Annotated in this window: 28 protein-coding genes; 22 read left to right on the forward strand and 6 right to left on the reverse strand. The window is 60.1% G+C overall.

Features of this window, described 5'->3' with window-relative positions; translation table 11 throughout:
* The gene (locus tag B9Z48_RS01880; RefSeq protein ID WP_108376958.1) at positions 1-717 is read left to right on the forward strand and encodes an ABC transporter ATP-binding protein; all 717 of its coding nucleotides are present in this window, start codon (positions 1-3) and stop codon (positions 715-717) included.
* A gap of 21 nt (positions 718-738) precedes the next feature.
* Here the strand turns inward: B9Z48_RS01880 and B9Z48_RS01885 are convergent, their stop codons facing one another.
* Positions 739-1,605, reverse strand: a complete 867-nt coding sequence (locus B9Z48_RS01885; protein WP_108376959.1) for an energy transducer TonB — start codon at positions 1,603-1,605, stop codon at positions 739-741.
* 107 nt (positions 1,606-1,712) lie between these two features.
* On the opposite strand from B9Z48_RS01885, the gene B9Z48_RS01890 reads away from it, so the two are divergent.
* The 7 genes from B9Z48_RS01890 (at position 1,713) to B9Z48_RS01920 (ending at position 7,796) form a co-directional block, all read left to right on the forward strand.
* Positions 1,713-2,372 (forward strand): metalloregulator ArsR/SmtB family transcription factor, encoded by a 660-nt coding sequence (locus B9Z48_RS01890; protein ID WP_108376960.1) that lies wholly within the window; start codon positions 1,713-1,715, stop codon positions 2,370-2,372.
* A 161-nt stretch (positions 2,373-2,533) separates the two neighbouring features.
* Positions 2,534-3,409, forward strand: coding sequence for a sterol desaturase family protein (locus B9Z48_RS01895; protein WP_108376961.1), 876 nt, complete (start codon positions 2,534-2,536; stop codon positions 3,407-3,409).
* Between the two features lie 63 nt (positions 3,410-3,472).
* Positions 3,473-3,937 (forward strand): rhodanese-like domain-containing protein, encoded by a 465-nt coding sequence (locus tag B9Z48_RS01900; RefSeq protein WP_233260991.1) that lies wholly within the window; start codon positions 3,473-3,475, stop codon positions 3,935-3,937.
* 197 nt (positions 3,938-4,134) lie between these two features.
* Complete coding sequence (locus tag B9Z48_RS01905; RefSeq protein WP_062402895.1) at positions 4,135-4,761, forward strand: peroxiredoxin; 627 nt, start codon at positions 4,135-4,137, stop codon at positions 4,759-4,761.
* 78 nt (positions 4,762-4,839) lie between these two features.
* Complete coding sequence (locus B9Z48_RS01910) at positions 4,840-5,733, forward strand: MBL fold metallo-hydrolase (protein WP_233260992.1); 894 nt, start codon at positions 4,840-4,842, stop codon at positions 5,731-5,733.
* Positions 5,730-6,017 carry a DUF3817 domain-containing protein gene (locus B9Z48_RS01915; RefSeq protein ID WP_199233435.1) on the forward strand — a complete coding sequence of 96 codons (288 nt, stop codon included), beginning with the start codon at positions 5,730-5,732 and terminating at the stop codon, positions 6,015-6,017. The genes B9Z48_RS01910 and B9Z48_RS01915 overlap by 4 nt, the downstream gene beginning before the upstream one ends.
* A gap of 3 nt (positions 6,018-6,020) precedes the next feature.
* The gene (locus tag B9Z48_RS01920; protein WP_108376962.1) at positions 6,021-7,796 is read left to right on the forward strand and encodes a SulP family inorganic anion transporter; all 1,776 of its coding nucleotides are present in this window, start codon (positions 6,021-6,023) and stop codon (positions 7,794-7,796) included.
* Positions 7,797-7,850: 54 nt separating this feature from the next.
* Here the strand turns inward: B9Z48_RS01920 and B9Z48_RS01925 are convergent, their stop codons facing one another.
* A complete protein-coding gene (locus B9Z48_RS01925; RefSeq protein WP_108376963.1) occupies positions 7,851-8,261 on the reverse strand; it encodes a hypothetical protein in 411 nt (136 codons plus the stop codon).
* A 294-nt stretch (positions 8,262-8,555) separates the two neighbouring features.
* Here B9Z48_RS01925 and B9Z48_RS01930 point away from each other — a divergent pair, with 294 nt between their 5' ends.
* The 10 genes from B9Z48_RS01930 to B9Z48_RS01975 all read left to right on the forward strand — a co-directional run bounded on the left by B9Z48_RS01930 (position 8,556) and on the right by B9Z48_RS01975 (position 19,013).
* A complete protein-coding gene (locus tag B9Z48_RS01930; protein WP_108376964.1) occupies positions 8,556-9,281 on the forward strand; it encodes an HAD-IA family hydrolase in 726 nt (241 codons plus the stop codon).
* A complete protein-coding gene (rpe, locus tag B9Z48_RS01935) occupies positions 9,278-9,964 on the forward strand; it encodes a ribulose-phosphate 3-epimerase (protein WP_108376965.1) in 687 nt (228 codons plus the stop codon). The genes B9Z48_RS01930 and rpe overlap by 4 nt, the downstream gene beginning before the upstream one ends.
* 58 nt (positions 9,965-10,022) lie before the next feature.
* The gene (locus B9Z48_RS01940; protein ID WP_108376966.1) at positions 10,023-11,120 is read left to right on the forward strand and encodes a class 1 fructose-bisphosphatase; all 1,098 of its coding nucleotides are present in this window, start codon (positions 10,023-10,025) and stop codon (positions 11,118-11,120) included.
* Between the two features lie 50 nt (positions 11,121-11,170).
* Entirely contained in the window at positions 11,171-12,055 is an 885-nt protein-coding gene (locus B9Z48_RS01945; protein WP_108376967.1) for a phosphoribulokinase, read from the forward strand.
* Positions 12,056-12,072: 17 nt separating this feature from the next.
* Positions 12,073-14,178, forward strand: a complete 2,106-nt coding sequence (tkt, locus tag B9Z48_RS01950; protein WP_233260993.1) for a transketolase — start codon at positions 12,073-12,075, stop codon at positions 14,176-14,178.
* 28 nt (positions 14,179-14,206) lie between these two features.
* Positions 14,207-14,872, forward strand: a complete 666-nt coding sequence (gene gph / locus B9Z48_RS01955; RefSeq protein ID WP_089953586.1) for a phosphoglycolate phosphatase — start codon at positions 14,207-14,209, stop codon at positions 14,870-14,872.
* A 135-nt stretch (positions 14,873-15,007) separates the two neighbouring features.
* Positions 15,008-16,024: a type I glyceraldehyde-3-phosphate dehydrogenase gene (gap, locus tag B9Z48_RS01960; protein ID WP_108377181.1), complete on the forward strand. Its 1,017-nt coding sequence runs from the start codon at positions 15,008-15,010 to the stop codon at positions 16,022-16,024.
* Positions 16,021-17,217 carry a phosphoglycerate kinase gene (locus B9Z48_RS01965; protein WP_108376968.1) on the forward strand — a complete coding sequence of 399 codons (1,197 nt, stop codon included), beginning with the start codon at positions 16,021-16,023 and terminating at the stop codon, positions 17,215-17,217. Before gap ends, B9Z48_RS01965 begins: the two co-directional genes overlap by 4 nt.
* A gap of 37 nt (positions 17,218-17,254) precedes the next feature.
* Positions 17,255-18,295, forward strand: a complete 1,041-nt coding sequence (gene fba, locus B9Z48_RS01970) for a class II fructose-bisphosphate aldolase (protein WP_108376969.1) — start codon at positions 17,255-17,257, stop codon at positions 18,293-18,295.
* A gap of 229 nt (positions 18,296-18,524) precedes the next feature.
* Positions 18,525-19,013, forward strand: a complete 489-nt coding sequence (locus B9Z48_RS01975; RefSeq protein WP_158273191.1) for an Rrf2 family transcriptional regulator — start codon at positions 18,525-18,527, stop codon at positions 19,011-19,013.
* Here B9Z48_RS01975 and B9Z48_RS01980 read toward each other — a convergent pair.
* Together B9Z48_RS01980 and B9Z48_RS01985 are read right to left on the reverse strand one after the other, a co-directional pair.
* Positions 18,932-19,552, reverse strand: a complete 621-nt coding sequence (locus B9Z48_RS01980; RefSeq protein WP_089952913.1) for a bifunctional 2-polyprenyl-6-hydroxyphenol methylase/3-demethylubiquinol 3-O-methyltransferase UbiG — start codon at positions 19,550-19,552, stop codon at positions 18,932-18,934. The two genes, B9Z48_RS01975 and B9Z48_RS01980, sit on opposite strands and share 82 nt — an antisense overlap.
* A gap of 222 nt (positions 19,553-19,774) precedes the next feature.
* Entirely contained in the window at positions 19,775-20,284 is a 510-nt protein-coding gene (locus B9Z48_RS01985; RefSeq protein ID WP_089952911.1) for a demethoxyubiquinone hydroxylase family protein, read from the reverse strand.
* Between the two features lie 253 nt (positions 20,285-20,537).
* On the opposite strand from B9Z48_RS01985, the gene B9Z48_RS01990 reads away from it, so the two are divergent.
* A complete protein-coding gene (locus B9Z48_RS01990; protein WP_194944591.1) occupies positions 20,538-20,960 on the forward strand; it encodes a rhodanese-like domain-containing protein in 423 nt (140 codons plus the stop codon).
* 189 nt (positions 20,961-21,149) lie between these two features.
* Entirely contained in the window at positions 21,150-21,599 is a 450-nt protein-coding gene (locus tag B9Z48_RS01995; RefSeq protein ID WP_089953579.1) for an OsmC family protein, read from the forward strand.
* Positions 21,600-21,628: 29 nt separating this feature from the next.
* Here the strand turns inward: B9Z48_RS01995 and B9Z48_RS02000 are convergent, their stop codons facing one another.
* Together B9Z48_RS02000 and B9Z48_RS02005 are read right to left on the reverse strand one after the other, a co-directional pair.
* Positions 21,629-21,874, reverse strand: a complete 246-nt coding sequence (locus tag B9Z48_RS02000) for a metal-sensitive transcriptional regulator (RefSeq protein WP_019430145.1) — start codon at positions 21,872-21,874, stop codon at positions 21,629-21,631.
* A 145-nt stretch (positions 21,875-22,019) separates the two neighbouring features.
* Complete coding sequence (locus B9Z48_RS02005) at positions 22,020-22,355, reverse strand: helix-turn-helix transcriptional regulator (protein ID WP_089952909.1); 336 nt, start codon at positions 22,353-22,355, stop codon at positions 22,020-22,022.
* A gap of 132 nt (positions 22,356-22,487) precedes the next feature.
* Here B9Z48_RS02005 and B9Z48_RS02010 point away from each other — a divergent pair, with 132 nt between their 5' ends.
* Together B9Z48_RS02010 and B9Z48_RS02015 are read left to right on the forward strand one after the other, a co-directional pair.
* Positions 22,488-23,564: an efflux RND transporter periplasmic adaptor subunit gene (locus B9Z48_RS02010; protein ID WP_089952907.1), complete on the forward strand. Its 1,077-nt coding sequence runs from the start codon at positions 22,488-22,490 to the stop codon at positions 23,562-23,564.
* 11 nt (positions 23,565-23,575) lie between these two features.
* Positions 23,576-26,797, forward strand: coding sequence for an efflux RND transporter permease subunit (locus B9Z48_RS02015; RefSeq protein WP_108376970.1), 3,222 nt, complete (start codon positions 23,576-23,578; stop codon positions 26,795-26,797).
* Positions 26,798-26,829 lie beyond the last annotated feature (32 nt).

The raw sequence follows: 26,829 nt of genomic DNA on the forward strand, positions 1-26,829 counted from the left end.
ATGAGCAAGCAAACCGGTGGTATTCGTATCGAAAACTTACGCAAGGTCTATGGCCATGGGGATACAGCGGTCGAAGCCCTTAAAAACATCAACATGCAAGTGGCGCCCGGTGAAGTGGTGGGGCTCGTGGGACCTTCGGGGTCGGGAAAAAGCACGCTGCTTAAATGTTTGGGCGCGATCATCGAACCAACCTCTGGGCGTATGACCTTGGGTGACGAGATCATTTATGACGACGGGTGGAAGATTCCAGATTTGCGGGCTCTGCGCCGTGATCGAATTGGTTTTGTGTTCCAAGCGCCTTACCTAATTCCGTTCCTCGATGTGACGGACAACGTCGCCTTGCTTCCTATGCTGGCTGGCGTGCCCAATGCGCAGGCCAGACAGCGTGCGTTTGAATTGCTCTCAGCGCTGGATGTGGCGCATCGTGCAAAAGCTGAACCAGCGCAACTGTCAGGTGGTGAGCAGCAACGTGTATCAATTGCCAGGGCGTTGGCCAACAGACCCCCCGTGATCTTGGCCGATGAACCCACCGCACCGCTGGACAGCGAGCGCGCACTGGGCGTGGTGCGCATCCTCAATGACATGGCGCGTCAAGCGCAAACGGCCATCATCGTGGTGACGCATGACGAAAAGATCATCCCTACGTTCAAGCGGATTTATCACATTCGTGACGGTGAGACCGTGGAAGAAAAGGGTGAGGGTCGAGTTTGGGCTTGAGAAGTCGTGTGAATTTTTTGTTCATCGGCCCGTTTGGCTCGATCCCCATTGGTCCATCAGGCGCTGATCGCGGGCGCTTTCGGCTTCGATACTGTCTTTGGGCAGCTGGCGCAGGCAGTCGGCCAGTGCTTGCGGGTCCAGTGGGGCGGTAGGTGTCTGCGCAGCCACCACCTGGGGCGATTTACCGTCCCAGGCAAAGGGGTTGCGGAACACGGGCGGCTCGGGCAGGCAGTCGTCTCTGTACAGGGGTGGCCCGTCGTTGGCAAAGGGTGAAAACGAAATCGTCTTGTCAAAAATCAGCGGTTTGCCCGTGGGGGTGGGCGGCAGCGGCGGCATGCTTTGAATGGCTTGGCGTGCGAGTTGTTCGGCCTTGGCCGAGGTGGTCCACAGCGTGTGCAATTGCGTCAAGCGGCCATCGGGTGCGATCTCGATGCGAAAGCGCACCACGCCCTGGTCGGGGCCTTCGACGGCGGTGCCCATCATGCTGCGCACTTGCTGGCCCCAGCTGTAGCGGTAGCCTTTGCTGTTTTTGTTGGTGTAGTTCGCGGCAAAAGCCCATTCTTCGGCGGTGGGTGGCGGGGGCGCGGCCATGCTGGCGCGGGGGCGATCGGGTGAGGGCTGTGGGGCCGGAGCAGCCAAGGCTGTGTCGGGCGGGGGTGGCGTGGTGGGTGCAGTGATGGGCGTTGTGGGGGGCGCTGATGGCGGTTCAGGCAGCGGCTGGCGCGGTGGCGGGATCAGTTCCAGAAAGACAATTTTTTCAGCGGTTTGGGGCGCTTTGGCTGGGCTGACGTATTTGAACTGATAGCCACTGGCCAGCAGCCACACCCCGGCGTGCAGGGCCAGTGAAAAGATGACGGCGAAAAGGCGATGGGAACTATAGGGAGGCATATTTCGCCGTAATCATCCAGCAATGGAAGTGCAGGGGGTGCGGGTCAGGGTTAAGCGCCATGTGTATTTGTATCGGCTAATATTCTATCAATGACTAGAATATTGAAATGAACAAACGACAGCTCAAAGATGTGCTTTATGAGCAGGTGGCTCGCATTGGCAAGGCAGTTTCCAGCCCCAAACGACTGGAAATTGTGGAATTGCTGGCACAAGGCGAGAAGACGGTTGAGCAGCTGACCAGCGAGCTCGGCATCGACATCAAACTGACCAGTTCACACCTCAGGGCTTTGCGTGAAGCGCATTTGGTCACGTCGCGCAAAGAGGGTAAATATGTCATTTACCGGCTCACGGGGGAGGATGTGGCAGGCTTGTGGGTTTTGCTGCGAGAAGTGGCTCAGCGGCACTTGTTGGATCTGCGCCTCGCATTGGGTGAGATGGTGGCCGCACCTGACAAGCTGTTGACTTTGGATCGTGCGACCTTGCTCCAGCAGGCACGGGATGGCGAAGTCATCATGATTGACGTGCGTCCCTCCGAAGAATATGCCCACGCTCACCTGCCTTTTGCACGTTCCATGCCGATCAATGAGATCGCGGCGCGACTGCATGAACTGCCCAAAGACAAGCAGATCGTGGCTTACTGCCGAGGCCCATTTTGTTTGTTCTCGGAAGAGGCATACCAACTCTTGAGTGGACACGGATACCGCGTTCATAAATTACTGGATGGTGTCAGTGAATGGCAAGCGGCCGGTTTGACTTTGGCTACTTGAGCAGACTCGCCAATAAACGGCCAACGAGAAACATCGATGGGACGAAGACAGCCAACGCAGAGCAATTGATCAACATACGTTCGCAAATTCTTTAGAATGTTCGATCAATCCAAGTTCAGTTGTTGAATCTGTATCGACATTGCAAAACTTGTGAGAACGCCATGAATTTTGAACAGTTGATCCTTGCCTACGAGCCACAGATCCGTTTGGGTTTTTTTGTGGGAGTCTTCGTGATCGTTGCCCTTTGGGAGTTGGCCGCACCGCGGCGGGTGCTCAAGCTCGCGCGACAACAACGCTGGACTGCGAATTTGGGTATTGTTGTGATCAATACTGTCCTCGTGCGCCTGGTGTTTCCAACCGCTGCGGTGGGCATGGCCGCTTTGGGTGCTGAGCGAGGTTGGGGTCTTTTGAACAATTTCGAGGTGCCATTTTGGCTGGCGGTGCCGATGGCTGTTGTTGCGCTGGATTTTGTGGTTTGGCTGCAGCACGTCATGGTGCACGCTGTGCCGGTGCTGTGGCGCTTGCACCGGGTGCACCACGCAGACCTGGATTACGACCTCACAACCGGGGCGCGATTTCATCCGATCGAGATTTTGTTGTCCATGGGCATCAAGTTTGCGGCCATCGTCCTGCTGGGTGCGCCAGTTGTAGCCGTTGTCGTGTTTGAGGTTTTGCTCAGTGCTTGCGCCATGTTCAACCATGGCAACTTGCGCCTGCCGGCATCGCTAGATCAGGTCTTGCGCTGGTTTCTGGTGACGCCCGACATGCACCGTGTGCACCATTCGGTGGAAGACGACGAGAGCAACAGCAACTTCGGCTTCAACTTGACTTGGTGGGACCGAATGTTTGGCACCTACCAAGCCGAGCCACGGGCGGGACAGGTGGGCATGACCATCGGCATCCGCAGCCACACAGACCCCAAGGAAGTGTCGCGTTTGCCGGGCATGCTGCTTATGCCGTTTCGGGGCAAAGTGACGGGTTACGCGATCAATCGTCGCGAATGGACATTGACGATGGATCCCAATCACCCACGGTGACATAGCGAGCTGCAATCATTCAATTTCAAATATCATTCAAAGCTTATATCCAAGGAGTTACACATGACGTTCACACACTGGGGCATGGCCCTCTTGACCACCACTGCACTGAGCTTTGGAGGTGTTGCCCACGCCGACAACAAAGCCATTGCCACCGACGAGATGGAGGCGTATCTGGAGTTTGTGGACTACGGTGGCGGGGTGATTTTTGCCGAGCAAATTCCCAAAGACGAGTGGCCCAAGATGGTGGTGATCGATGCGCGTGACCCGGCGCAATTTGCCAAGGGGCACATTCCTGGCGCGGTCAACATGGACTGGCGACAGGTGCTGGCCAAGCGCAACACCATCCCCAAAAACAAGCCTGTGCTCATTTATTGCAACACCGGGTCGCTGTCGGCCCAGGCCGGTTTTGCGCTGCGCGTGGCGGGCTGGGAGAACGTGCGCATCTTGCAAGGCGGCATGACAGAGTGGCAGGCCAAAGGCGGTTTTGACGCGGCGGCCAAAGCCGCAGGGCCAGCCAAGCATTGAGGGGTGGATATACATGGCCAAGACCTTGAGGGCTTGCGATGGATCAATTTTGTCGATTTCACGACCGCAATTGTCACTATGCCATTCATTGCGATAACTCATGCCCAATACCTTCAGGGGTATGTACAGTTGACCCTGTCGATTGAATAAATCTCTCGATTTCTAAAACCGATAGTCAACCTCAAAGGAAACGCACCATGTCCATGCCCCTCATCAACGAAGCCGCTCCCGCCTTCAGCGCCAACACCACCCACGGCCCCCGAAGCCTCGCCGATTACAAAGGCAAGTGGCTCATCTTGTTCTCGCACCCTGCCGACTTCACGCCTGTGTGCACCACCGAATTCATCGGTTTTGCCAAGCGTGCCGAGTTGTTCAAGAGCATGAACTGCGAATTGCTCGGCTTGTCGATCGACAGCATCTACTCGCACTTGGCCTGGATGCAAAGCATTCAGAACAACTTTGGTGTGGAGATTCCCTTCCCCATCATCGACGACATCAAGATGGAAGTGGCCCAAGCCTACGGCATGATCCACCCCGGCGCTGCCGACACCCAGGCCGTGCGTGCCACCTTCTTCATTGACCCCGAAGGCAAGCTGCGCGCCATGGTGTACTACCCCATGAGCAACGGCCGCTCGATCGAAGAGTTTGTGCGTTTGTTGCAAGCCATGCAGACCAGCGATGCCAATAAGATCGCCACCCCTGAGGGCTGGACGCCCGGTTGCGATGTGATCGTGCCACCACCCAAAACCCCCGAAGCCATTGCCAAGCGCAAAGGCGAGGGTTACGCCATGAAGGACTGGTATTTCTCGACCAAGTCCCTCTAAGTTGAAGGCTTGCCCCCTTGCCGCACAGCGGCAAGGGGTGCCAAGGACCTTTGTTGTTCCACTGCCAAGGAAGTCACCATGAGTTCAGCCCACATGCACATCGAATCGTTTTTTGATCCGGCCACGTTCACCTTCAGCCACATCCTGGCCGACCTGAGCACCCGGCAGTGCGCCTTGATCGACAGCGTGCTGGATTACGACCCCAAGTCGGGCCGCACCCACACCGTCAGCGCCGACAAATTGGTGGCGCGTGTGAAGGCGCTGGACCTGCGTGTGTTGTGGATTTTGGAGACGCATGTGCACGCCGACCATTTGTCGGCAGCGCCCTATTTGCAAAAGCAGCTGGGCGGCCAATTGGCCATTGGTTCGCACATCACCACGGTGCAAAACGTGTTTGGCAAGCTGTTCAACGCGGGCACCGAATTTGCCCGCGACGGCAGCCAGTTCGACCGTTTGCTGGGCGATGGCGAGACCTTCGAGATTGGTGCTTTGCAGGCCCAGGCCCTGCACACCCCCGGCCATACCCCGGCGTGCATGACCTATGTGGTCACAGATGCCAGTGTCGATCCTGCGCGGCAGGTGGCCTTTGTGGGCGACACCTTGTTCATGCCCGACTACGGCACGGCGCGCTGCGACTTTCCTGGGGGCAGTGCCAGCGTGTTGTTCCAGTCGATCCAGAAAGTGCTCAGCTTGCCGGACAACACCGAGCTGTTCTTGTGCCACGACTACCCGCCCGAGACCCGCCAGCCCCAATGCGTGACCACCGTGGCCGAGCAAAAAAAGGCCAATGTGCATGTGCACCAAGGCGTGAGTGAGGCCGAGTTTGTGGCCATGCGCGAAAAGCGCGATGCCACTTTGTCCATGCCCGTGTTGATCTTGCCTTCGGTGCAGGTGAACATGCGTGCAGGTCAAATGCCGCCGCCCGAAGACAATGGCCAGCGTTACCTGAAGATTCCGGTGGACGCGCTGTGAAAGCGGTCTTGCGTCCTTTGCGCGTGGCTTCCTGGGCCGAAGGCGCCACCTTGCTGCTCTTGATGCTGGTGGCCGTGCCGCTCAAGCGTTTGGCCGACATGCCCGAGGCGGTGAGCCTCATGGGCCCGATCCACGGCGCGGCCTTTGTGGCCTATGTGCTGATGGTCTTGTTTTATGCCTGGAAAGGGCATTTGCGTGCGCATGCCGTGCCCTTGCTGACGATCGCAGCCTTTGTGCCCTTTGGTGCCTTTTTTGTGGGCCCCTTGTTTCGTTCAAAGGCTTGAAACATGAACGCCGTGTCCATACCCACCGCACTGCAGCGCTGGTTTCCCATTCTGGATTGGGGGCGGCGCTACAACCGTTCGTTGTTGACGGCCGATGGTGTGGCCGCTTTGGTGGTGACGCTGATGCTGATCCCGCAAAGCCTGGCTTATGCGCTGTTGGCAGGCTTGCCTGCACAGGCGGGTTTGTACGCCAGCATGGCCCCCTTGGTGCTGTACGCCTTGATGGGCAGCAGCGGCACTTTGGCCGTGGGGCCTGCGGCGGTGACCTCGCTCATGACGGCGGCCAGTGTGGGCGCGGTGGCGGCGCAAGGCAGCGTGGCGTACACCGAGGCGGCTTTGATGTTGGCGCTGCTCAGCGGGGCCATCATGCTGGTGATGGGCGCGGCTCGGTTGGGCTTTTTGGCCAACTTTTTGAGCCACCCGGTCATCTCGGGCTTTGTCTCGGCGTCGGGTTTGCTGATCGCGGCCAGCCAGCTCAAACATTTGTTGGGTGTGCCCCTGCATGGCGAGAACCTCTTGCAGCTGCTGCCGCAGCTGTGGCACAACTTGCCCAGTCTGCATGTGCCCACCACTGCGATGGGGCTGGGCGCTTTGGCTTTGCTGCTGCTGGTGCGCCGTCAGCTCAAGCCCGGGCTCAAGCGCTTGGGGGTGTCTGTGGGCGCGGCCGATTTGGCGGCCAAGGCGGCCCCGGTGGTGGTGCTGCTCTTGAGCATTGCCTTGTCAGCCGTGTGGCAGTTGGCCGAGCAGGGCGTGCGGGTGGTGGGCACGGTGCCGCAAGGCTTGCCGCCGCTCACGCTGCCGGGTGTGTCATCAGGTGCTTCGGCGACAGGTGGGTGGGCCGCCCCATGGGCGCTGGCCCAGGCTTTGTGGGTGCCTGCTTTGTTGATTTCCTTGGTGGGCTTTGTGGAGTCGGTGTCGGTGGGCCAGTCCTTGGCGGCCAAGCGCCGCGAACGCATCGACCCCGTCGCCGAGCTGCGAGCGCTGGGCCTGAGCAATTTGGGTGCGGGCCTCTCCGGCGGTTTTCCGGTCACGGGCGGGTTTTCGCGCTCGGTGGTCAATTTTGATGCGGGTGCACGCACGCCTGCCGCAGGCATTTACACCGCTGTGGGGCTGGCGCTGGCGGCTTTGTTCTTGACGCCTTGGCTCTTTCATTTGCCCCAAGCCACCTTGGCCGCCACCATCATGGTGGCCGTGCTCACCTTGGTCGATGTCAGGGTGTTTGCCCGCACCTGGCATTACGCCAAGGCCGATTTCATTGCCTTGTTGCTGACCTTTGGCCTGACCTTGGCGGTGGGTGTGGAGGCCGGGTTGATCGCGGGCGTGAGCGCCTCGGTGCTGTTGCTGCTGTACCGCACCAGCCGCCCGCACATCGCGGTGGTGGGGCAGGTGCCGGGCACCGAGCATTACCGCAATGTGCTGCGTCACGCCGTGCTGGAGCAGCCGGGCATTTTGGGTCTGCGCGTGGACGAAAGCCTGTACTTTGCCAACGCCCGTTTCCTTGAAGACACCATCGCGGCCCAGGTGGCTGTGCGGCCAGGTGTGCGGCATGTGGTGCTGCAATGCTCGGCGGTCAACGACATTGACGCCAGCGCACTCGAAAGCCTGGAAACCATCAACGCCCGCTTGCAGGCTTCAGGTGTGCAGCTGCACCTGTCCGAGGTCAAAGGCCCCGTGCACGACCGTTTGCAGCGCAGCCATTTGCTGGCGGAGTTGAGTGGTCAGGTGTTCCTGACGCACCACCAGGCGGTGATGGCCCTGGCGGGGCTGCAAGTGGCATAAAAAAACGCTTGGTCGATGAGGGCCAGGCGTTTGGATCCGTTTTGATCAGAGGAATCAGAAGCCCAGCGTTTTCACGTTGGGCTTGAGCAGGTGGGCGGCCACGTCAGCAGGTTTGGCCGGCGTCACACCGGGGATCAGGTCGCTGGCCTGTTTGCCAGTATTGGGCAGGTACAAGGCGCAGACCTCCACTTTGGCACCGCTTTTGATCAGGCCTTGAAGCATCTGCTGTGGCGTGACGTTGCGGGGCTTGAGCGTAGGCATTTCTTTGCCGACCAAGGCGATGTCGCCAGCGGCATCGCACAGCAATACGCGCACTTGGGCTTTTTGCTCCAATGCCTGGCCAGCCAGCACCAGGCCAGCGCCTTGGGCCATGGCTTGGCCGCTGTGGATGTTGACAAACAGGTCTTCAGCTTGGGCAGCACCCATCAGGCTGAAGGCGGTGACGAGAGCGAGGGTTTTTTTCATGGCAAGGTTTCATCCATAAGGGGTTGTTCAATCAGGGCAAATGATGACCGCAGCAACCCTGTGGCGGTTTGCTTTATGTCATGTGACGAATCCCAAATCATGCTTTTTTTCCGCTTGTTGTGATCTGGGTTTTTGAGGGTTGAACCGTTTGAAATCGGATACTGAAGGCGAATCAAGTCGTCATGAGATGGAGATTCAGGTTTTACTTAATTAATCGATTGCCAATATTGAATTGTCCTGAGCCTCAGACCTTTTTAAAGTGGAGCCCTTATTCCTCACGAAGGGCTCCACCCCATGCTCCAAGCACTGATCTTTGATGTTGACGGCACCTTGGCCGACACCGAAATGGCCCACTTGGCGGCGTTCAACCACGCCTTTGCCGAGATGGGGCTGGACTGGCGCTGGGATGTGCCGCTGTACACCCGCTTGTTGGCGGTGTCGGGCGGCAAAGAGCGCATCAAGGCGTATTGGCAAACGCAGGAGACCCAGCCCAAGGACATCACGGGCGCGGGCATGCAGGAGACCATTGACCATCTGCACGAGATCAAGACCGCCGCTTACGAGCAAGCCGTGCAAGACGGCGCTGTGCAGATGCGCCCAGGGGTGCTGGCGCTGCTGTCGGCCGCCAGTGCGGCGGGGCTCAAGCTGGCCATTGCCACCACCACCTCGCCTGTCAACATCGCAGCCTTGCTGCGCCAAGCCATCGGCCCGGACTGGAAACTGAATTTTTCGGTGATCGAGGACGCCTCGACCGCGCCGCGGAAAAAACCCGACCCGATGGTTTACCAGCAAACCCTCTCGCGCTTGGGTTTGGCACCCGAGCATTGCCTGGCGTTTGAGGATTCCGAGAACGGCCTGCGTGCCGCCATGGCCGCAGGTTTGCCCACGGTCATCACCCCCAATGATTTCACTGCCGAGCACGATTTCAAAGGCGCATTGCGCATCTGCCCCAGTCTGCAGGGCGTAGGGCTGGCGCAGTTGCGTGAATGGCACCACACCGCTTTCAAGGTCACCGCATGAGCACCGTCCGCATCGCCCCCTCCATCTTGTCCGCCGACTTTGCCCGTTTGGGCGAAGAGGTCCGCGCCATTGAAGCCGCAGGCGCGGACTGGGTGCACTTTGACGTGATGGACAACCATTACGTGCCCAACCTCACCATTGGCCCGCTGGTGTGCGAGGCGATCCGCCCGCATGTCCAGATCCCGATCGATGTGCATTTGATGGTCGAGCCGGTCGATGCGCTGGTGCCTTTGTTCGCCAAAGCTGGGGCCAACATCATCACCTTTCACCCCGAAGCCAGCCGCCATGTGGACCGTACTTTGCAAATGATCCGCGACCACGGTTGCAAAGCGGGCCTGGTGTTCAACCCCGCCACGCCGCTGGAGTGGATGGACCATGTGATGGACCGCCTGGACGTGGTCTTGCTCATGAGCGTGAACCCTGGTTTTGGCGGCCAGAAATTCATCCCCTCGACCTTGCCCAAACTGCAAGCGGCCCGCCAGCGCATCAACACCCATGTGACCCGGGGTGGCCAGTCCATCGTGCTGGAGGTGGACGGCGGCGTGAAGACCGACAACATCGCGCAGATCGTGGCGGCCGGTGCCGACACCTGCGTGGCAGGCAGCGCCGTGTTCGGTGCGCCCGATGCCGATGGGGGCTACCGGGGGGTGATGCAAGCCCTCAAGCAAGCCGCTGTGGCTTGAGCCAAATTCAGCATTGCCGAATTCCCGAATTTTTAAAACTTCAGAGAGTGTTTGCCCCATGTCCTTGAGCCCCCGCACCACGCCCACCCTGACGCAGTACCTGATCGAAGAGCGTCGCCGTTTTCCCGATGCCAGTGGTGACTTCAACGCCTTGATTTTGGATGTGGCCATGGCCTGCAAAGCCATTGCCAAATCGGTGGCTTATGGGGCTTTGGCCGACATGTACGGCAACCATGCGGCCGATGCAGGCGGCAGCATCAACGTGCAAGGCGAGACCCAGAAAAAGCTCGACGTGGTGAGCAACGAGTTGTTCATTCGCATGAACGAATGGGGTGGCCATTTGGCGGGCATGGCCTCTGAAGAGATGGATTTGCCTTATGACATTCCGCCGCAACACCCCCGTGGCAAATACCTGCTGGTGTTTGACCCGCTGGATGGCTCCAGCAACATCGACGTGAACGTGTCGGTGGGCAGCATTTTCAGTGTGCTGCGTGCGCCTGACGCCACCGCAGAAGGCGGGCCCTTGACCGAGGCCGATTTCTTTCAGCCCGGAACAAAGCAAGTGGCCGCTGGCTACGCCCTGTATGGCCCCACCACCATGCTGGTGCTGAGCGTGGGCAATGGCGTGGCCGGTTTCACACTCGACCCGGTGATGGGTGAGTTCATGCTGACCCACCCCGAGTTGCGCGTGCCCGAAGACACCCAGGAATTCGCCATCAACGCCTCCAACAGCCGCTTTTGGGAAGCCCCGGTCAAGCGCTATGTGGACGAATGCCTGGCCGGCAAAACCGGCCCGCGTGGCAAGGACTTCAACATGCGCTGGATCGCCTCCATGGTGGCCGAAGCGCATCGCATTTTGATGCGCGGCGGCGTGTTCATGTACCCCCGCGACACCAAAGACCCCAGCAAACCCGGCCGCCTGCGCTTGCTCTACGAGGCCAACCCGGTCGGCTTCATCATGGAGCAAGCCGGGGGCCGTGCCAGCACGGGCCAGGTGCCCATGCTGAGCGTGAAGCCCACCAGCTTGCACCAGCGCATTGGCCTGGTGTTTGGCTCCAAAAACGAGGTCGAGCGCATCGAGCGCTACCACGCCGAACCGCCCAAGCAAGACAGCTTTGCCCCGCTGTTTGCCGAGCGCAGCCTGTTTCGCGACTGAGCGGCCGAGTCCGTTCGCCAAACCATTGACAAAATTACAAGGAGATTCCCATGTCTGAACGCCACCCCATCATCGCCATCACCGGTTCTTCGGGCGCAGGCACCTCGACGGTGACACGCACGTTTTCCAACATCTTTCGCCGCGAAGGCGTGAATGCGGCCATCATCGAAGGCGACAGCTTTCACCGCTTCGACCGCAAGGAAATGAAGGTGCGCCAGGCGCAAGCCGAGCAAGAAGGCAACAAGAACTTCAGCCACTTTGGTTCGGACAACAACCTGTTTGGGGACATCGAAAACCTGTTTCGCACCTATGGTGAGACGGGGCAGGGCCAGGCACGCAAATACCTGCACAACGCCGAAGAAGCCGCGCCTTACAGCCAGGAACCGGGCACCTTCACGCCTTGGGAAGCCTTGCCCCAGGACACCGACATGCTGTTTTACGAAGGCCTGCACGGCGCGGTGGTCACGCCCGAACACAACATCGCCCAATACCCTGACTTGCGCGTTGGCGTGGTGCCCGTCATCAACTTGGAGTGGATTCAGAAACTCTGGCGCGACAAGCACCAGAGGGGCTACAGCACCGAGGCGGTCACCGACACCATCTTGCGCCGCATGCCCGACTATGTGAACTACATCGTGCCGCAGTTTGCCCACACGCATGTGAACTTCCAGCGCGTGCCCATGGTGGACACCTCCAACCCCTTCATCTCGCGCGACATTCCGTCGGCCGACGAGAGTATGGTGGTGATCCGATTTGCCAACCCCAAAGGCATCGACTTTCCCTACTTGCTCAACATGATCAACGACTCCTGGATGAGCCGTGCCAACACCATCGTGGTGCCCGGCGGCAAGATGGAAATCGCCATGCAACTGATCTTCACGCCCTTTGTGTGGCGAATGATGGAGCGCCGCAAACGCGCTCTGGGCCAGGCTTGAAGCGGAGGAACAAGCCCATGAACACCTCTATCAACACATCCGCCCACCCCACCCCCGAGATGGCCCGCCGCATGGCCAACGCCGTGCGCATGCTGGCCGTTGACGCCGTCGAAGCGGCCAAGTCTGGCCACCCCGGTGCCCCCATGGGCATGGCCGACATCGCCGAAGTGCTGTGGAACCGGCATCTGAAACACAACCCGCTCAACCCGCAGTGGCCCGACCGCGACCGTTTTGTGTTGTCCAACGGCCACGGCTCGATGCTGATCTATGCCTTGCTGCACCTGACAGGCTACGACTTGGCCTTGGACGAGTTGAAGAGGTTCCGCCAGCTGCACAGCAAAACCCCCGGCCACCCTGAAGTGGACATCACCCCGGGTGTGGAAACCACCACCGGCCCACTGGGCCAGGGCATCACCAACGGCGTGGGCATGGCATTGGCCGAAAAAATGCTGGCCGATGAATTCAACCGGGAGGAGGGCGGCCAGCGCCTGGACATCGTGGACCACATTACCTATGTGTTCCTGGGCGATGGCTGCCTGATGGAAGGCATCAGCCACGAGGCCTGTTCGCTGGCGGGCACCTTGCGATTGTCCAAACTGGTGGCGCTGTACGACGACAACGGCATCTCGATCGACGGTCATGTGGAAGGCTGGTTCACCGACGACACGCCCAAGCGTTTTGAGGCCTATGGCTGGAACGTGATCGCCAAGGTGGACGGGCATGACCCGCAAGCGGTGAACGCCGCCATCGAAGCAGCCAAGGCGCAAGCTCACAGCCCCAATGGCAAACCCACACTGATCTGCTGCCAAACCGTGATCGGCATGGGCTCACCCAACAAAGCGGGTACCCACGATGTGCATGGCGCAGCGCTGGGCGCTGCCGAAATTGCCGCCACCCGCGAAGCGCTGAACTGGCCCTATGCCCCCTTTGAAGTGCCTGCCGATGTGGCCAGTGCTTGGGATGCCCGCGAGATTGGGTCGAAGGCCGAGAGCCAATGGCGCGAGCGCTTTGCCGCCTACCAAAGCCGCTACCCGCAAGAGGCGGCTGAGTTTGAGCGCCGCATGCAGGGCGATTTGGGTGCAGCCTATGCCCAGGGTTTGCAAAAAGCCCTGGCCGTCATCGTGGCCAAGCCCGATGCCGTGGCCACCCGCAAAGCCAGCCAGAACGCGCTCGATGTGTTGGCTCCCTTGTTGCCCGAGTTTTTTGGCGGCAGCGCTGACCTCACGGGCTCCAACCTGACCAACTTCAAGACCTGCACCAAAGCCGGCCGCGACACCTGGGGCAACCACCTCTCGTATGGCGTGCGCGAATTTGGCATGGCCGCCATCATGAACGGCATGGCGCTGCATGGGGGTTACATCCCGTATGGCGGCACGTTCCTCACGTTCTCGGACTATTCGCGCAACGCCATCCGCATGGCCGCGCTCATGAAAAAGCGCGTGATCCATGTCTTCACGCACGACTCGATTGGCTTGGGCGAAGACGGCCCCACGCACCAAAGCGTGGAGCATGTGCCCAGCTTGCGCATCATCCCGGGGCTGGATGTGTGGCGGCCCGCCGATGGCCTGGAAACCGCCGTGGCCTGGGCCTGTGCGGTGGAGCGCCGCGACGGCCCGAGCGCCTTGGCGCTGTCACGCCAGAACCTGCCGCAGTTGCTGACCGACGTCGCCGATGCGGCCAAGGTGCGCCAGGGCGGTTACATCCTGAGCGACATGCCAGGGGCCCAAGCCATCATCGTGGCCACAGGGTCCGAGACCTCTTTGGCCATGAAAGCGCAAGCCGAACTGGCTACGCAAGGTGTGGCCACACGGGTGGTGTCCATGCCCTGCACCAATGTGTTTGACCGACAAAGTGAGGCCTACCAGGACATGGTCTTGCCGCTGGCTTTGCCCACCGTGGCGGTAGAAGCCGCTCACCCCGACTTCTGGCGCAAATACGTGGGCCGCACGGGCATGGTGATCGGCATCGCCAGCTTTGGCGAATCGGCCCCGGCCCCGGCTTTGTACGCGCACTTTGGCATCACCAGCGAGCGTGTGTGTGAAGCCGTGCGCACCCTGGTGCACCGCCACACCCACCGCCAAGCCCAAGCCCTGCCCGAGCACATCGTGCCTTCCGACAACTGAGCCGCGAGCCCCTTGCAAAGAGCAAAAAATGCCAACTCCACAAGCCTATTTCTTTGACCTCGACGGCACCTTGGTCGAAACCGCGCCCGAAATTGCCGACGCGGTGAACGACACCTTGCGCTATTTCGATTGGCCCGAGGTGTCGCAGCAACAAGTCAACGACTGGATCGGTCACGGCACCAAAGAGCTGCTTATCCAGGCGCTGGCCAGCGTCACCCAGACCCCGGTGGCCGCGGTGCGGCAAGGGGCCGACCTGAAGCAGGCGCTGCCGATCTTTGACCGCTACTACCAAGCCCGTTGCGGCACACGCAGCCACCTTTACCCGCAGGTGCGCGAAGTGCTCGCGGCGTTGCGCGGGCGCGGTTGCAAGCTCGCGGTGGTGACCAACAAGGAAGGCCGCTACACCGACACTGTGCTGCGGGTGCACGGTCTGCATGAGGCTTTCGACGTGGTGGTCAGTGGTGACTCGTTCCCGGTCAAAAAACCCGACCCCACCAGCGTGGTGGACTGCTTGAAGCGTTGGGACCTGAAGGCCACACAAGCGTTGTTTGTGGGGGATTCGTCGATCGACGCCGCCACCGCCCGCAATGCGGGAGTGCCGGTCTGGTTGCTGCCCTATGGCTACAACATGGGCGAGTCGGTGCACGCCTGTGCGCCCGACCGCGTGATCGAGGATTTTTCAGCACTGCTGTGATTTTGTAGGAGCCCACCCCGTGGGCGATGGGCGAGGCACACGCCTTTTAAACCATGGCCCACAAGGCGAGCGCCTACAGAATTCTCACTGCCTGCACATTCGAAATTCACTGTTTGAAGAATGAAAGAGACTGACATGAGCACAAAAATTGGCATCAATGGTTTTGGCCGCATTGGCCGCATGGTGTTCCGTGCGGCGGTGCAAAATTTTGACGACGTCGAGATCGTCGCCATCAATGACCTGCTGGAGCCCGAGTACCTGGCCTACATGCTGCAATACGACAGCGTGCATGGCCGTTTTGACGGTGACGTGAGCGTTGAAGGCAATACCTTGGTCGTGAACGGTAAACGCATCCGCCTGACACAAGAGCGCGACCCGGCCAACCTGAAGTGGAACGAGGTCGGCGCAGACGTGGTGATCGAAGCCACAGGCTTGTTCCTCGACAAAGAAGGCGCGGGCAAGCACCTGGCAGCAGGCGCCCAAAAGGTGGTGATTTCGGCCCCGTCCAAAGACGACACGCCCATGTTTGTATTTGGCGTGAACCACGCCAGCTATGCGGGCCAAGCCATCATCAGCAATGCCAGCTGCACCACCAACGCATTGGCCCCTTTGGCCAAGGTGCTCAATGACAAATGGGGCATCCGGCGCGGCCTGATGACCACCGTGCACGCGGCCACCGCCACCCAAAAAACCGTGGACGGCCCCAGCAACAAAGACTGGCGTGGCGGTCGCGGTATTCTGGAAAACATCATCCCCAGCAGCACGGGCGCAGCCAAGGCCGTGGGTGTGGTGATTCCCGAGATCAAGGGCAAGCTCACGGGCGTGTCGGTGCGGGTGCCCACCAGCGATGTGTCGCTGGTCGATTTGACGGTGGAGTTGGCCTCGCCCGCCACCTATGCCGAAATTTGCGCCGAAATGAAGGCGCAAAGCCAAGGGGCTTTGAAGCGCGTGTTGGGTTACACCGAAGCCAAAGTGGTGTCGACTGATTTTCGGGGTGAGGTCTGCACCAGCGTGTTCGACGCCGAAGCCGGCATGGCGCTCGACAGCACCTTTGTGAAGCTGATGGCCTGGTACGACAACGAATGGGGGTACTCCAACAAGTGCCTGGAAATGGCCCGTGTGGTGTCCGGCCAAGCAGGAGGTGCGCGATGAAAGTCTTGCGTTTTGCCGATGTGGTCAAAAGCGGCTTTGCCGAAAATCGTCGCGTGTTCATCCGCGCAGACCTGAACGTGCCGCAAGCCGATGACGGCAGCATCACCGAAGACACCCGCATCCGCGCCAGCGTGCCCTGCATCCAGATGGCGCTGGACGCTGGCGCTGCCGTGATGGTGACATCGCACTTGGGGCGTCCGACCGAGGGTGAGTTCAAGTCCGAAGATTCGCTCGCACCCGTCGCCAAGCGCTTGGGCGAGTTGCTCGGTCGTGATGTGCCGCTGGTCGCCAATTGGGTGGACGGCGTGAGGGTGGCCCCCGGCCAAGTGGTGCTGCTCGAAAACTGCCGCGTCAACAAAGGCGAAAAGAAGAACAACGAAGCGCTGGCCCGCCAAATGGCCCAGCTGTGCGACATCTATGTGAACGATGCCTTTGGCACTGCGCACCGCGCCGAAGGCACGACCTATGGCATCGCCCAGTTTGCGCCGATTGCTTGTGCAGGCCCCTTGTTGGCTGCCGAGATCGATGCCATCACGCAGGCCCTGGCCGCGCCGAAGCGCCCATTGGCGGCCATCGTGGCGGGCAGCAAGGTCAGCACCAAGCTGACCATCCTCAAAAGGCTGTCGAAAAATGTGGACCAGCTCATCGTGGGCGGCGGCATTGCCAACACCTTCATGCTGGCTGCGGGCCTGAAGATCGGCAAGAGCCTGGCCGAAGCCGACTTGGTGGATGAGGCCAAAGCCGTGATCGAGGCCATGAAGTCCCGGGGCGCGGAAGTGCCGATCCCGACCGATGTGGTGACCGCCAAGACCTTTGCTGCCGATGCGGTGGCCACCGTCAAAAAAGCCACTGAGGTGGCCGACGACGACATGATTTTGGACATTGGCCCTGAGACGGCTGCCAAGCTGGCCGCGCAGCTCAAGCAAGCAGGCACCATTGTGTGGAACGGCCCGGTGGGGGTGTTCGAGTTTGCGGCCTTCGAAAACGGCACCAAGGTGATTGCTCAAGCGATTGCCGAGTCCGACGCCTTCAGCATCGCGGGTGGCGGCGACACGCTGGCGGCGATTGCCAAATACGGCATCGAAAAACAGGTGGGCTACATCTCGACAGGCGGTGGTGCGTTCCTCGAAATCTTGGAAGGCAAGACCTTGCCCGCCATCGAAATTCTGAGCCGACGCGCAGCGGCGGACTGACCTCTTTGTCATTTTTTACTTTTCAAGGAGCCCCCTCATGGCATTGGTTTCATTGCGCCAGGTCCTCGACCATGCGGCCGAATTCGGCTACGGCATTCCCGCTTTCAACGTCAACAACCTCGAACAGGTGCAGGCCATCATGGAGGCGGCGCAAGCCACCGACAGCCCGGTCATCTTGCAGGCTTCGGCCGGGGCCCGCAAATACGCGGGTGAGGCGTATTTGCGCCACCTGGTGCTGGCCGCCATCGAGACGCATCCTGACATTCCGGTGGTTTTGCACCAAGACCACGGCGCCACGCCCGCGCAGTGCCAGCAGTCCATCCGTTCTGGCTTTTCGAGTGTGATGATGGACGGCTCGCTCATGGCCGATGCCAAGACGCCCGCCAGCTACGAGTACAACGTGGACGTGACGCAAAAGGTCTGCGAGATGGCCCATGCCGTGGGCGTGTCGGTTGAGGGTGAATTGGGATGCCTGGGCTCGCTGGAAACCGGCGAAGCTGGCGAGGAAGACGGTGTGGGTGCTGAGGGCAAACTCAGCCATGACCAGATGCTGACCGACCCCGTGCAGGCCAAGGATTTTGTGGCCCAAACCGGTGTGGACGCCCTGGCCATTGCCATTGGCACGAGCCACGGTGCCTACAAGTTCACGCGTCCGCCCACAGGCGACATCCTGGCCATGGACCGCATTGCTGCTATCCATGCCGCCATTCCCAACACGCACCTGGTGATGCACGGCAGCTCCAGTGTGCCGCAAGAGTGGTTGCAGATCATTCGCCAATACGGTGGCGACATCAAGGAAACCTATGGTGTGCCGGTTGAAGAGATCGTGCGCGGCATCCAAAGTGGTGTGCGCAAGGTCAACATCGACACCGACATCCGCTTGGCCATGACCGGTGCCATGCGCCAGTTGTTTGCCCAGCAGCCTTCGGAGTTCGATCCACGCAAAGCCTTGGCGGCGGCCAAAAAGGCGGCAGCGGGCATTGTGAAGGCCCGTTTTGAAGCCTTTGGTTGCGCCGGACAAGCCCACAAAATTCGTCCCGTGAGTCTGGATGTCATGGCCACGCGTTACCGTAATTGAGGCAGATCAAGACTAATTAAGTGATTTCTTATATAGTTGAGGGTTGTGGTTAAGGGTGTGTTTGGTACACACGCCCTGATTTGGGGGCTTCTTCACAGGAGCCCCCCTTTTTTGAACACTTCTACTTCCCCCTGAACAGGAGATCATTCATGCGCACTCGTGAGCTGGCTGAGCATCTGCCCGGCAACACAAGCCTGTCCACCCGCACACAAGGTGGCTGGTGATGCGGATGAGCAAAGACAGCCAGTTGGCGGTGACCGTGTTGATGGAAGTCGGTCTGCATGAGCACGAGGGCCCCGTATCTTTGGCGGCCATCCAGTCACGACACGACATATCGACCACGCGGCTGGAGCAAGTGTTCAGCAAGTTGCGCCGATCTCATTTGGTGGACAGTACACGAGGCCCAGGCGGTGGCTATTGCCTGGCCATGGCTTCAGAAAAAATCAGTGTGGCTGACATTGTTTTGGCCATGGAGCCGGCAGAGGCGGGCTTGAGCGCGACACCAAATTTTTTGGTGAGTGACCGTTTGTGGCAACAATTGAACCAAAAAATACACCAAGAACTGCAAGGCATCAGCCTGCGCCAGTTGCTGGGTGCGCAAAGGCTGGAAGACGCTCAACGTCAAACGCGCAACGCTCAACCCGGCTTGCGTGCCGTCAGGCCCAACAAGCCAGACATGCCTTGGTGGCCCGTGCCTTCGGCAATCTCCGCCTCGTAGGTGCGCAGGTCCAGGATGTCCAGCTCGCCGAAGGCGTCCAGCATCAGGGCTTCGTCGTAGAGGTGCGCCAGTTTGCCGGGGCCGCCCGTGTTGAAGTCCAGTTGACGCGGCGTGTAGCCCTGGATGATCAAGGTGCCACCGGGTTTGAGGCTGTCCAGCATGCGTGCAAACAGGGGGCCGCGCTCTTCGGGCGTGGCGAACTGGAAAAAGATGCCCACCACGTTGTCGTAATGCGCAGGCCGCCAATCGAATGACTGCCAGTCGCTGCAGACGCAACGGATCTGCACTTGTCGGCTTTGGGCCAGGGTCTGGGCTTTGCGGATGGCGTTGTCCGAAAAATCAAAGGCATCGACTTGCAGGCCTTGCTGGGCCAGCCAGACGCCGTTGCGGCCCTCGCCATCGGCCACGGCCAGCGCATTGCCGGGCGACAGGTGCGCCGCTTGTGATTGCAAATAGGCGTTGGGTGCTTCGCCAAACACATAGTGCTCAGCGGCAAAGCGTTCGTTCCAGGTCTGTTGGGGGTTTTGAAAATGGCTCATCGGTGTGTCCTGAAAATGAAGAGGCGCAGGGTGCCTGAGAGGGCTTAAGTATATTGGTCACGGCTGATGGATTAGGCCAGCGCAGCCTCTAACCCGCAGGTTGGTCCATGTCGTCGAAGGGTTCGCACAACACCTGGCGGCTTGGTTTTGTTCAGGACGACGCACGCTGATGGCCATGGCATGGGTTGGTGTGTGGGTCTTGTTGATCAGGCGACAGAAGTTTCAAATGCGCCGCGCCAGCACCACAGCAAAGGCAGATCCCGATCCGACCACCGAACACCACAGTTGCAAAAGCCAGTGAGTGCGTGGGCCTGCCAGGGCAGCGGCTTCGTCGCGGTGGTGTTGTTCGTCGGCTTGGCAGCGCAGCAGCAAAGGCAGCAGGCCTTCGGGGCCGCCGTGCACCTGCAGGTGGTCTATTTGCTGTTGGTAATGCACGTCCACAAAGGTCTCGACCGCGGCGATGGTGCCGTAGACGGCGCGGCGGCCAAACAGCGCAGGCAGCGCCCCGGTCAGCCAACCCGCCATGCGCCAGGGCAGCAGCAAGCGGCTGGGGGAGTAAGCGGGCAACCAGGCTTCGAGCAGTCGCAAATGTTCGGCCTCGGTGTCGCCGTGTTCTTTGGCAAAGGCCAGCAATTGAGCGTCTTGCCGCCAGCGGGCCACGGCCGTGATGCCTTTGTAAATGTAGACCGCGCCGGTCTCGCCTGCATGGTCTGAGCGCAGTTCGCGCACCATGTGCCTCGACAGCTTGTTTGAAGGATGTTCAGGAGGTGCAGGGTTTTTCACGGCAGGGATGGCATGGCGGTCGAGTTTCGACCCGGAGGTGCATCCTATCGGTCAAACCTTGTCCCTGAGCTGCCGGGGTGCATCGGTGTTCTTGCAGGTCCTTGCAGGCAACTTGGTTTTTTTCCATTGCATGCGCTCCCGGGGGGAGTGTCTGAATCATGGTTAAATATAAGCAAAAGCTGATACACAAAGGAGTGATGCCATGTCTGTTGTTTTTGCCCGATGCTTGGGTGCCTTGGTGATGGCGCTGAGTTTGCAAGCCTGCAGCCCTGAAGTGGCACTGCCCAACGTGACCTTGGAGCAAGCCCGCGCCGAGCACGAGGCGGGCAAAGTGGTGATGATTGACATCCGCGAGTCCCAAGAGCACGCCACGGGCGTGGCGCAGGGCGTGGTTTTGCTGCCCATGAGCCAGGTGGCGCAGCGCGTGGCCGAGATCCCCAAGCAAGCCGATCAACCGGTTTTGTTGATCTGCAACACCCAAAACCGCTCACGCGCCGTGACCGAGGCACTGCAAGAGCAGGGCTTCACCAACATCCGTTATGTCAACGGCGGCATGAGCGAGTGGGCCAAACGCGGCTGGCCCATGGTCAAGCCACAAGATTTGGTAGGACCGTCCAAGCCTTGATGTAGGGCAAATTGGGGTTTGATTGACGGGCATAAACTGAAGCCAACAGCAGGTTGTGTTGTGCGTTCCAACGCACTGGGCCTGTGTTCAGTTGTTCAACCCCATAGAAAAGCCAAGTCCCATGAGCTCGACTGATCACCCCGGCTTGATGCAAGACACCCATGGGTGCCGCTTGATCACACCAAAGCCATGAGCGAAAAACTGATCTCTGTCACGCTGACCCAGCAGCACGATTACCGTTTTGACATCCGTTTTGACGACAACATGCCCGTGCTGACCAGCGACGAGCCCGCGCCCTTGGGCACGGGTTTGGGGCCGTCGCCCGTGCAGTTGCTGTGTGCGGCGGTGGGCAATTGCCTGAGCGATTCGTTGCTGTTTGCCTTGCGCAAATTCAAGCAAGCGCCCGAGCCTTTGCGCTGCGAGGTGCAGGCCCAAGTGGGCCGCAACGCAGACGGTCGCATGCGCGTGCTGGAGATGGTGGCCACTTTGCACTTGGGGGTGAGCGCCGCCAAACTTGAGCAGCTCGAACGTGTATTGGGCCAGTTTGAAGGCTTTTGCACCGTCACCCAAAGCGTGGGGCAGGGCATCCCGATCCAAGTGCGTGTGCTCGACGCCGATGGGGTGGTGCTCAAGTCCTGAGTAGCCTCAAAACAGGCTGAGCTTGGAACTCAGGCGAACTTGGTCAGCATTTCTGCGACGTGCTCGGGCGACTGGTCCCCTTGTTCGATCATGCAGCCGACCATGGAGAAAAAGGATTTGTCCAGCGCCTTGCGGGCAGCGGCCATTTGCTGGGCGATTTTTTCGCAATCGGCATCGGCTTCGATCAGTTTTTGCAAACCGCGCAGCTGACCTTCAATGCGGGCCAGGCGGGCACACAGGTTTTTCTTCTTCTCGGCGTTCACGATGCGGCTCATGCAGGTCTCCTGAGGGGCCCCTGGACGAAGGGTGGGGCCATTGGAGCGCCATGATAGCCATTTGCGATGGGGCTTGAAGTTGACGCAATTGATCGGGTGCCACTGGAGAAGGGGCAAGTGATCAAAACTCGATCGGCCGTGAATTTCAACCCGGCGTGAACAAGGCCCGGTCGCTGGAGGTTTGTTCGTATTGCCGCGCGATGTTGGCGCAGACCAGATCGCACAGGGCGTAGATGGAGGGATCGCTCACTTTGTAAAAGACGCTGGCACCCCGGCTTTCGCGGGCGACGATGCCGTGTTGCGCCAAGTAAGACAGGTGGCGAGACACGTTGGCCGACGAATAACCCGACAGTTGGGCCAATTCACCCACGTTGTGCTCGGCGTCGCGCAGCAGATTCAGGATTTTCAGGCGTGTGGGCTCCGACAACGCCTGGAAATAAGCGGCTATCTGTTCGAGGGCTTTGGCTGGCAAATCTTTCATGAGCGCTCCATTACACAACAAATTCAAACAATCCAAGACAGTGTTTGACGTGGTGCTGTGATTGATTGTATCATTGCGCATATACGCAAACAACCAAATGTGCAAAACCAACGGTTTGACGGAGAAGCTTTGATGAACAGACGATTGATATTGGCCTCGGCCATGGCACTGGCTGGTTTGACCAGCACCCCGATTTGGGCCAATGCCGATGCGGCAGCGGTCAAAAGTGTGGCCGCCCAAGCCAGTTCGGCAGGTGCTCAAGAAGTCAGCCTGGATGCCGTGGTCGAGGCGGTGCGCCAGGCCACTTTGTCGGCTCAGGTCCCTGGGGCCATTGTCAGTTTGAACGTGAAACCCGGTGACCGGGTGCGTGCCGGCCAAGAGTTGCTGCGCATCGATGCCAGCGCTGCCCAGCAAAATGTGGCCGGCAGCAGCGCCCAGCTCGAAGCCGCGCAGGCCAATTTGCGCGTGGCCAGCAAAGAGCTGGAGCGCCAAAAGCAACTCTTCCAGAAGCAATACATCAGCCAGGGCGCACTTGAACGCGCCCAAGCCCAGTACGAAGCCGCTCAGGCCCAGGTGCAGGCCCAGCAAGCCCAAACCCGCGCAGCCCAAACCCAAACCGGTTTCTTCAGTGTGCGTGCCCCTTTTAACGGCGTGGTGTCCGATGTGCCCGTCACCTTGGGCGACATGGCCATGCCGGGCCGCCCCTTGGTGACTTTGCATGACCCCTCGGCTTTGCGCGTGAGTGCAGCCGTGCCGCAGTCGATGATTGAAGGCGTGCGTCAGCAAGTCAAAGCGGTGCGCTACGAGATCGCGGGCCATGCCAGCGTGCCAGCGGCCAGCGTACAACTGCTGCCCGCTGTGGATCCGGTGACGCACACCGCGCAGTTGCGCGTGGCTTTGCCTGCGGGCGTTGAGGGCTTGGTGCCCGGCATGTTCGCCCGGGTTTGGGTGCCTGGCAGCTCAGCCAACGCTGCGGCCCAAAACGGGACCAAGGATGCAGCCCAAGCGGGCCGCGTCTTCTTGCCGCTCACAGCCATCGTGCGCCGCGCCGAAATGACCGGTGTTTACGTGATGGATGCAAAAGGCCAGCCGCGTTTGCGCCAAGTGCGCTTGGGGCGCACCACGGGTCAGACCGTCGAGGTGTTGTCGGGTGTGAGCGCGGGTGAGCAGGTGGTGACCGAGCCCGCCAGCCTTGGCAAGAAACTCTGAAAGCAAACCCCATGAGCGAGCAAAAAATGGGCATTTCGGGCCGCATTGCGGCGATGTTTCAGAGCGCACAAATCACGCCTTTGCTGGCGCTGGTGGCGTTTTTGCTGGGCGTGTTTGCCGTGATGATGACGCCCCGCGAAGAAGAGCCACAAATCAACGTGACCATGGCCAACGTGATCGCGCCTTTCCCGGGCGCGTCGGTGCGCGATGTGGAGCAAATGGTGGCGATCCCGGCCGAGCAGGTGCTCTCCAAGATCGCGGGTGTCGAGCATGTGTATTCGGTCTCTCGCCCCGGCGTGGCCATCTTGACCGTGCAGTTCAAGGTGGGCGTGCCGCGCACCGAGGCGCTGGTCAAGTTGCACGACACGATCCGCGAAAACGCCGACTGGTTGCCCCGCAACCTGGGGCTGCCTGAGCCTTTGATCAAACCCAAGGGCATCGACGATGTGCCCATCGTGTCCCTGACCTTGCACGGCAAAACCGCAGACGTGAGCGCCTTTGATCTGGAGCGCGTGGCGCACAGCATCGAGGCCGACATCAAGCGCGTGCCCGGCACGCGCGATGTGGTCACCATTGGCGGCCCGCGCCGCGCGGTGCTGGTCCAGATCGACCCGCAGCGCATGAACGGTTCGGGCGTCACGGTGCACGACTTGCGCATGGCCTTGCAATCGGCCAACCTCGGCTTGCCCGTGGGTGAGTTGTTGGGGGCCAACCAGAGCGTGGCCGTCGAAGCCGGTCCACACCTCGCGCAAGCCAGCGACGTGGCCGATCTGGTCGTGCAAGTGGTGCAGGGCAAGCCTGTCTTTTTGAAAGACGTGGCCAGCGTGAAAGACGGCCCCATGCCGGCTGAGCGTTATGTCTGGCACGGCAACAACGACAAAAATGGCGGCGAAGAGTTTGCCGCCGTGACGCTGTCGATCACCAAAAAATCAGGCGAAAACGCCATCGATGTGGCCAATGGCGTCAAGAGCCGCGTCGAGAAGCTGCAGGGCACGGTGATCCCTGACAACGTGCAGGTGGTGGAGACCCGCAACTACGGTGAAACCGCCAACGACAAGGCGCAAAAACTGATTCAGAAGTTGCTGTTTGCCACCGCTTCGGTGGTGGCGCTGGTGTTCATGGCGCTGGGTCGCCGCGAAGCTGCCTTCGTCGGCGTGGCGGTCATCTTGACGTTGACCGCGACCTTGTTCGCATCTTGGGCTTGGGGTTTCACGCTCAACCGCGTGTCGCTGTTTGCCCTGATCTTCTCGATCGGCATTTTGGTGGACGACGCGATTGTGGTGGTGGAGAACATCCACCGTCACCAGCAGCTCTACCCAGGCAAGAGCATCCGCGAGATCATCCCCGGTGCGGTGGACGAAGTCGGAGGCCCCACCATCTTGGCCACCTTCACTGTGATCGCGGCCTTGTTGCCCATGGCTTTTGTGAGCGGCCTGATGGGCCCCTACATGAGCCCGATCCCGATCAATGCCAGCTTGGGCATGTTGCTGTCGCTGGCCATTGCCTTTGTCATCACGCCTTGGTTGTCGGGCATGTGGATGAAGCCGTCTGGCCATACGCACGACGAGAATGCAACGGGTGGGGGGCACACCGGTCTGAGTGCCAAGCTCGAACCTCTGTTTGAAAAAATCTTCAAGCCTTTGCTCGACACCCAATCGGGTGGGCGCAACCGCAAACTGTTGGGTCTGGGCATTGCGGGTTTGATTGCCTTGTCTTTGGTGCTGCCGGTCACCGGACTGGTCATGCTCAAGATGCTGCCCTTTGACGACAAGTCGGAATTCCAGGTCGTGGTGGACATGCCTGCGGGCACACCGCTTGAGAAAACCGCTGCCGTGATGCGCGAGCTGGGCGGCCACCTGGCCACCGTGCCTGAGGTCACGCATTACCAAGCCTATGTGGGGACCGCCTCGCCGATCAACTTCAACGGTCTGGTGCGCCAGTACTACCTGCGTGCAGGCGCTGAGCTGGGCGATATCCAGGTGAATCTGGTGCGCAAGTCCGAGCGCAGCGACAAGAGTCATGTGATTGCCACGCGTGTGCGTCCGGCCTTGCAAGAGATTGGCCGCAAGCACGGTGCCAATGTCAAGGTGGTTGAAGTGCCACCGGGCCCGCCCGTGATGTCGCCCATCGTGGCCGAAATTTATGGGCCTGACGCCGAAGGTCGCCGCCAAGTCGCCCAGTCGGTGCGCGCCGTGTTTGAAAAGACCGAAGGTGTGGTGGACATCGACGACAGCTCGATTGCCGATGCACCGCGCAAACTGCTGCTGGTGGACCGCCGCAAAGCAGCCGTGTTGGGTGTGTCACAACAAGCCATCGTGACCACCTTGCGTGCCGGTTTGGCGGGCGAGTCGGTGACCTATTTGCACGACGGCAGCAAGTACCCGGTGCCCGCCTTGATTCAGCTGCCCGAGCAGCTGCATGGCGATCTGGACGCCTTGCTGCAGTTGGGCGTGAAAAGCGCCACAGGCAAGGTGGTGGCCATGCGTGAACTGGTCACTGTGAGCGACACCCTGCGTGAGCAGCCCGTCATCCACAAAGACATGCTGCCCGTGAACTTTGTCAACGCCGACATGGCCGGTAAAGTGGACAGCCCCTTGTATGGTTTGTTCAAGATGCGCGGTGACGTGGCCCAGATCATTGGCCCGGACGGTGAGCGGATTGAAGAGTACTTCATCAGCCAGCCCGACGACGCCTGGCGCGGCTACAGCATCAAGTGGGATGGCGAGTCGCAAATCACCTACGAGACCTTCCGCGATATGGGCGCAGCCTACGGTGTGGGCCTGATCCTGATCTATTTGCTGGTGGTGGCGCAGTTTGGCTCTTACCTCACGCCGCTGATCATCATGGCGCCCATTCCGCTGACCATCATTGGCGTGATGCCAGGCCACGCCTTGCTGAATGCCCAATACACCGCCACCAGCATGATCGGCATGATCGCGTTGGCCGGCATCATCGTGCGCAACTCGATCTTGTTGGTGGACTTCATCAACCTGCAGGTGCAAAGCGGCATGGAATTCAAGCGGGCCATTGTCCAGTCGGCCATCACCCGTGCCCAGCCCATCATGCTCACGGGCCTGGCGGCCATGATCGGGGCCTTCTTCATTGTGGATGACCCGATCTTCAACGGCCTGGCCATTTCGCTGATCTTTGGCATCTTTGTGTCCACGGTGCTGACGCTGGTCGTCATCCCGACTTTGTATTACGTGGCGTACCGCAAAAAGTACGGCGCTTGACTTGTTTCTTTCTTTCATCAACTGGAGTAAAT

The sequence above is a fragment of the Limnohabitans sp. WS1 genome, assembly GCF_003063265.1.
Lineage (GTDB): Bacteria > Pseudomonadota > Gammaproteobacteria > Burkholderiales > Burkholderiaceae_C > Limnohabitans_A.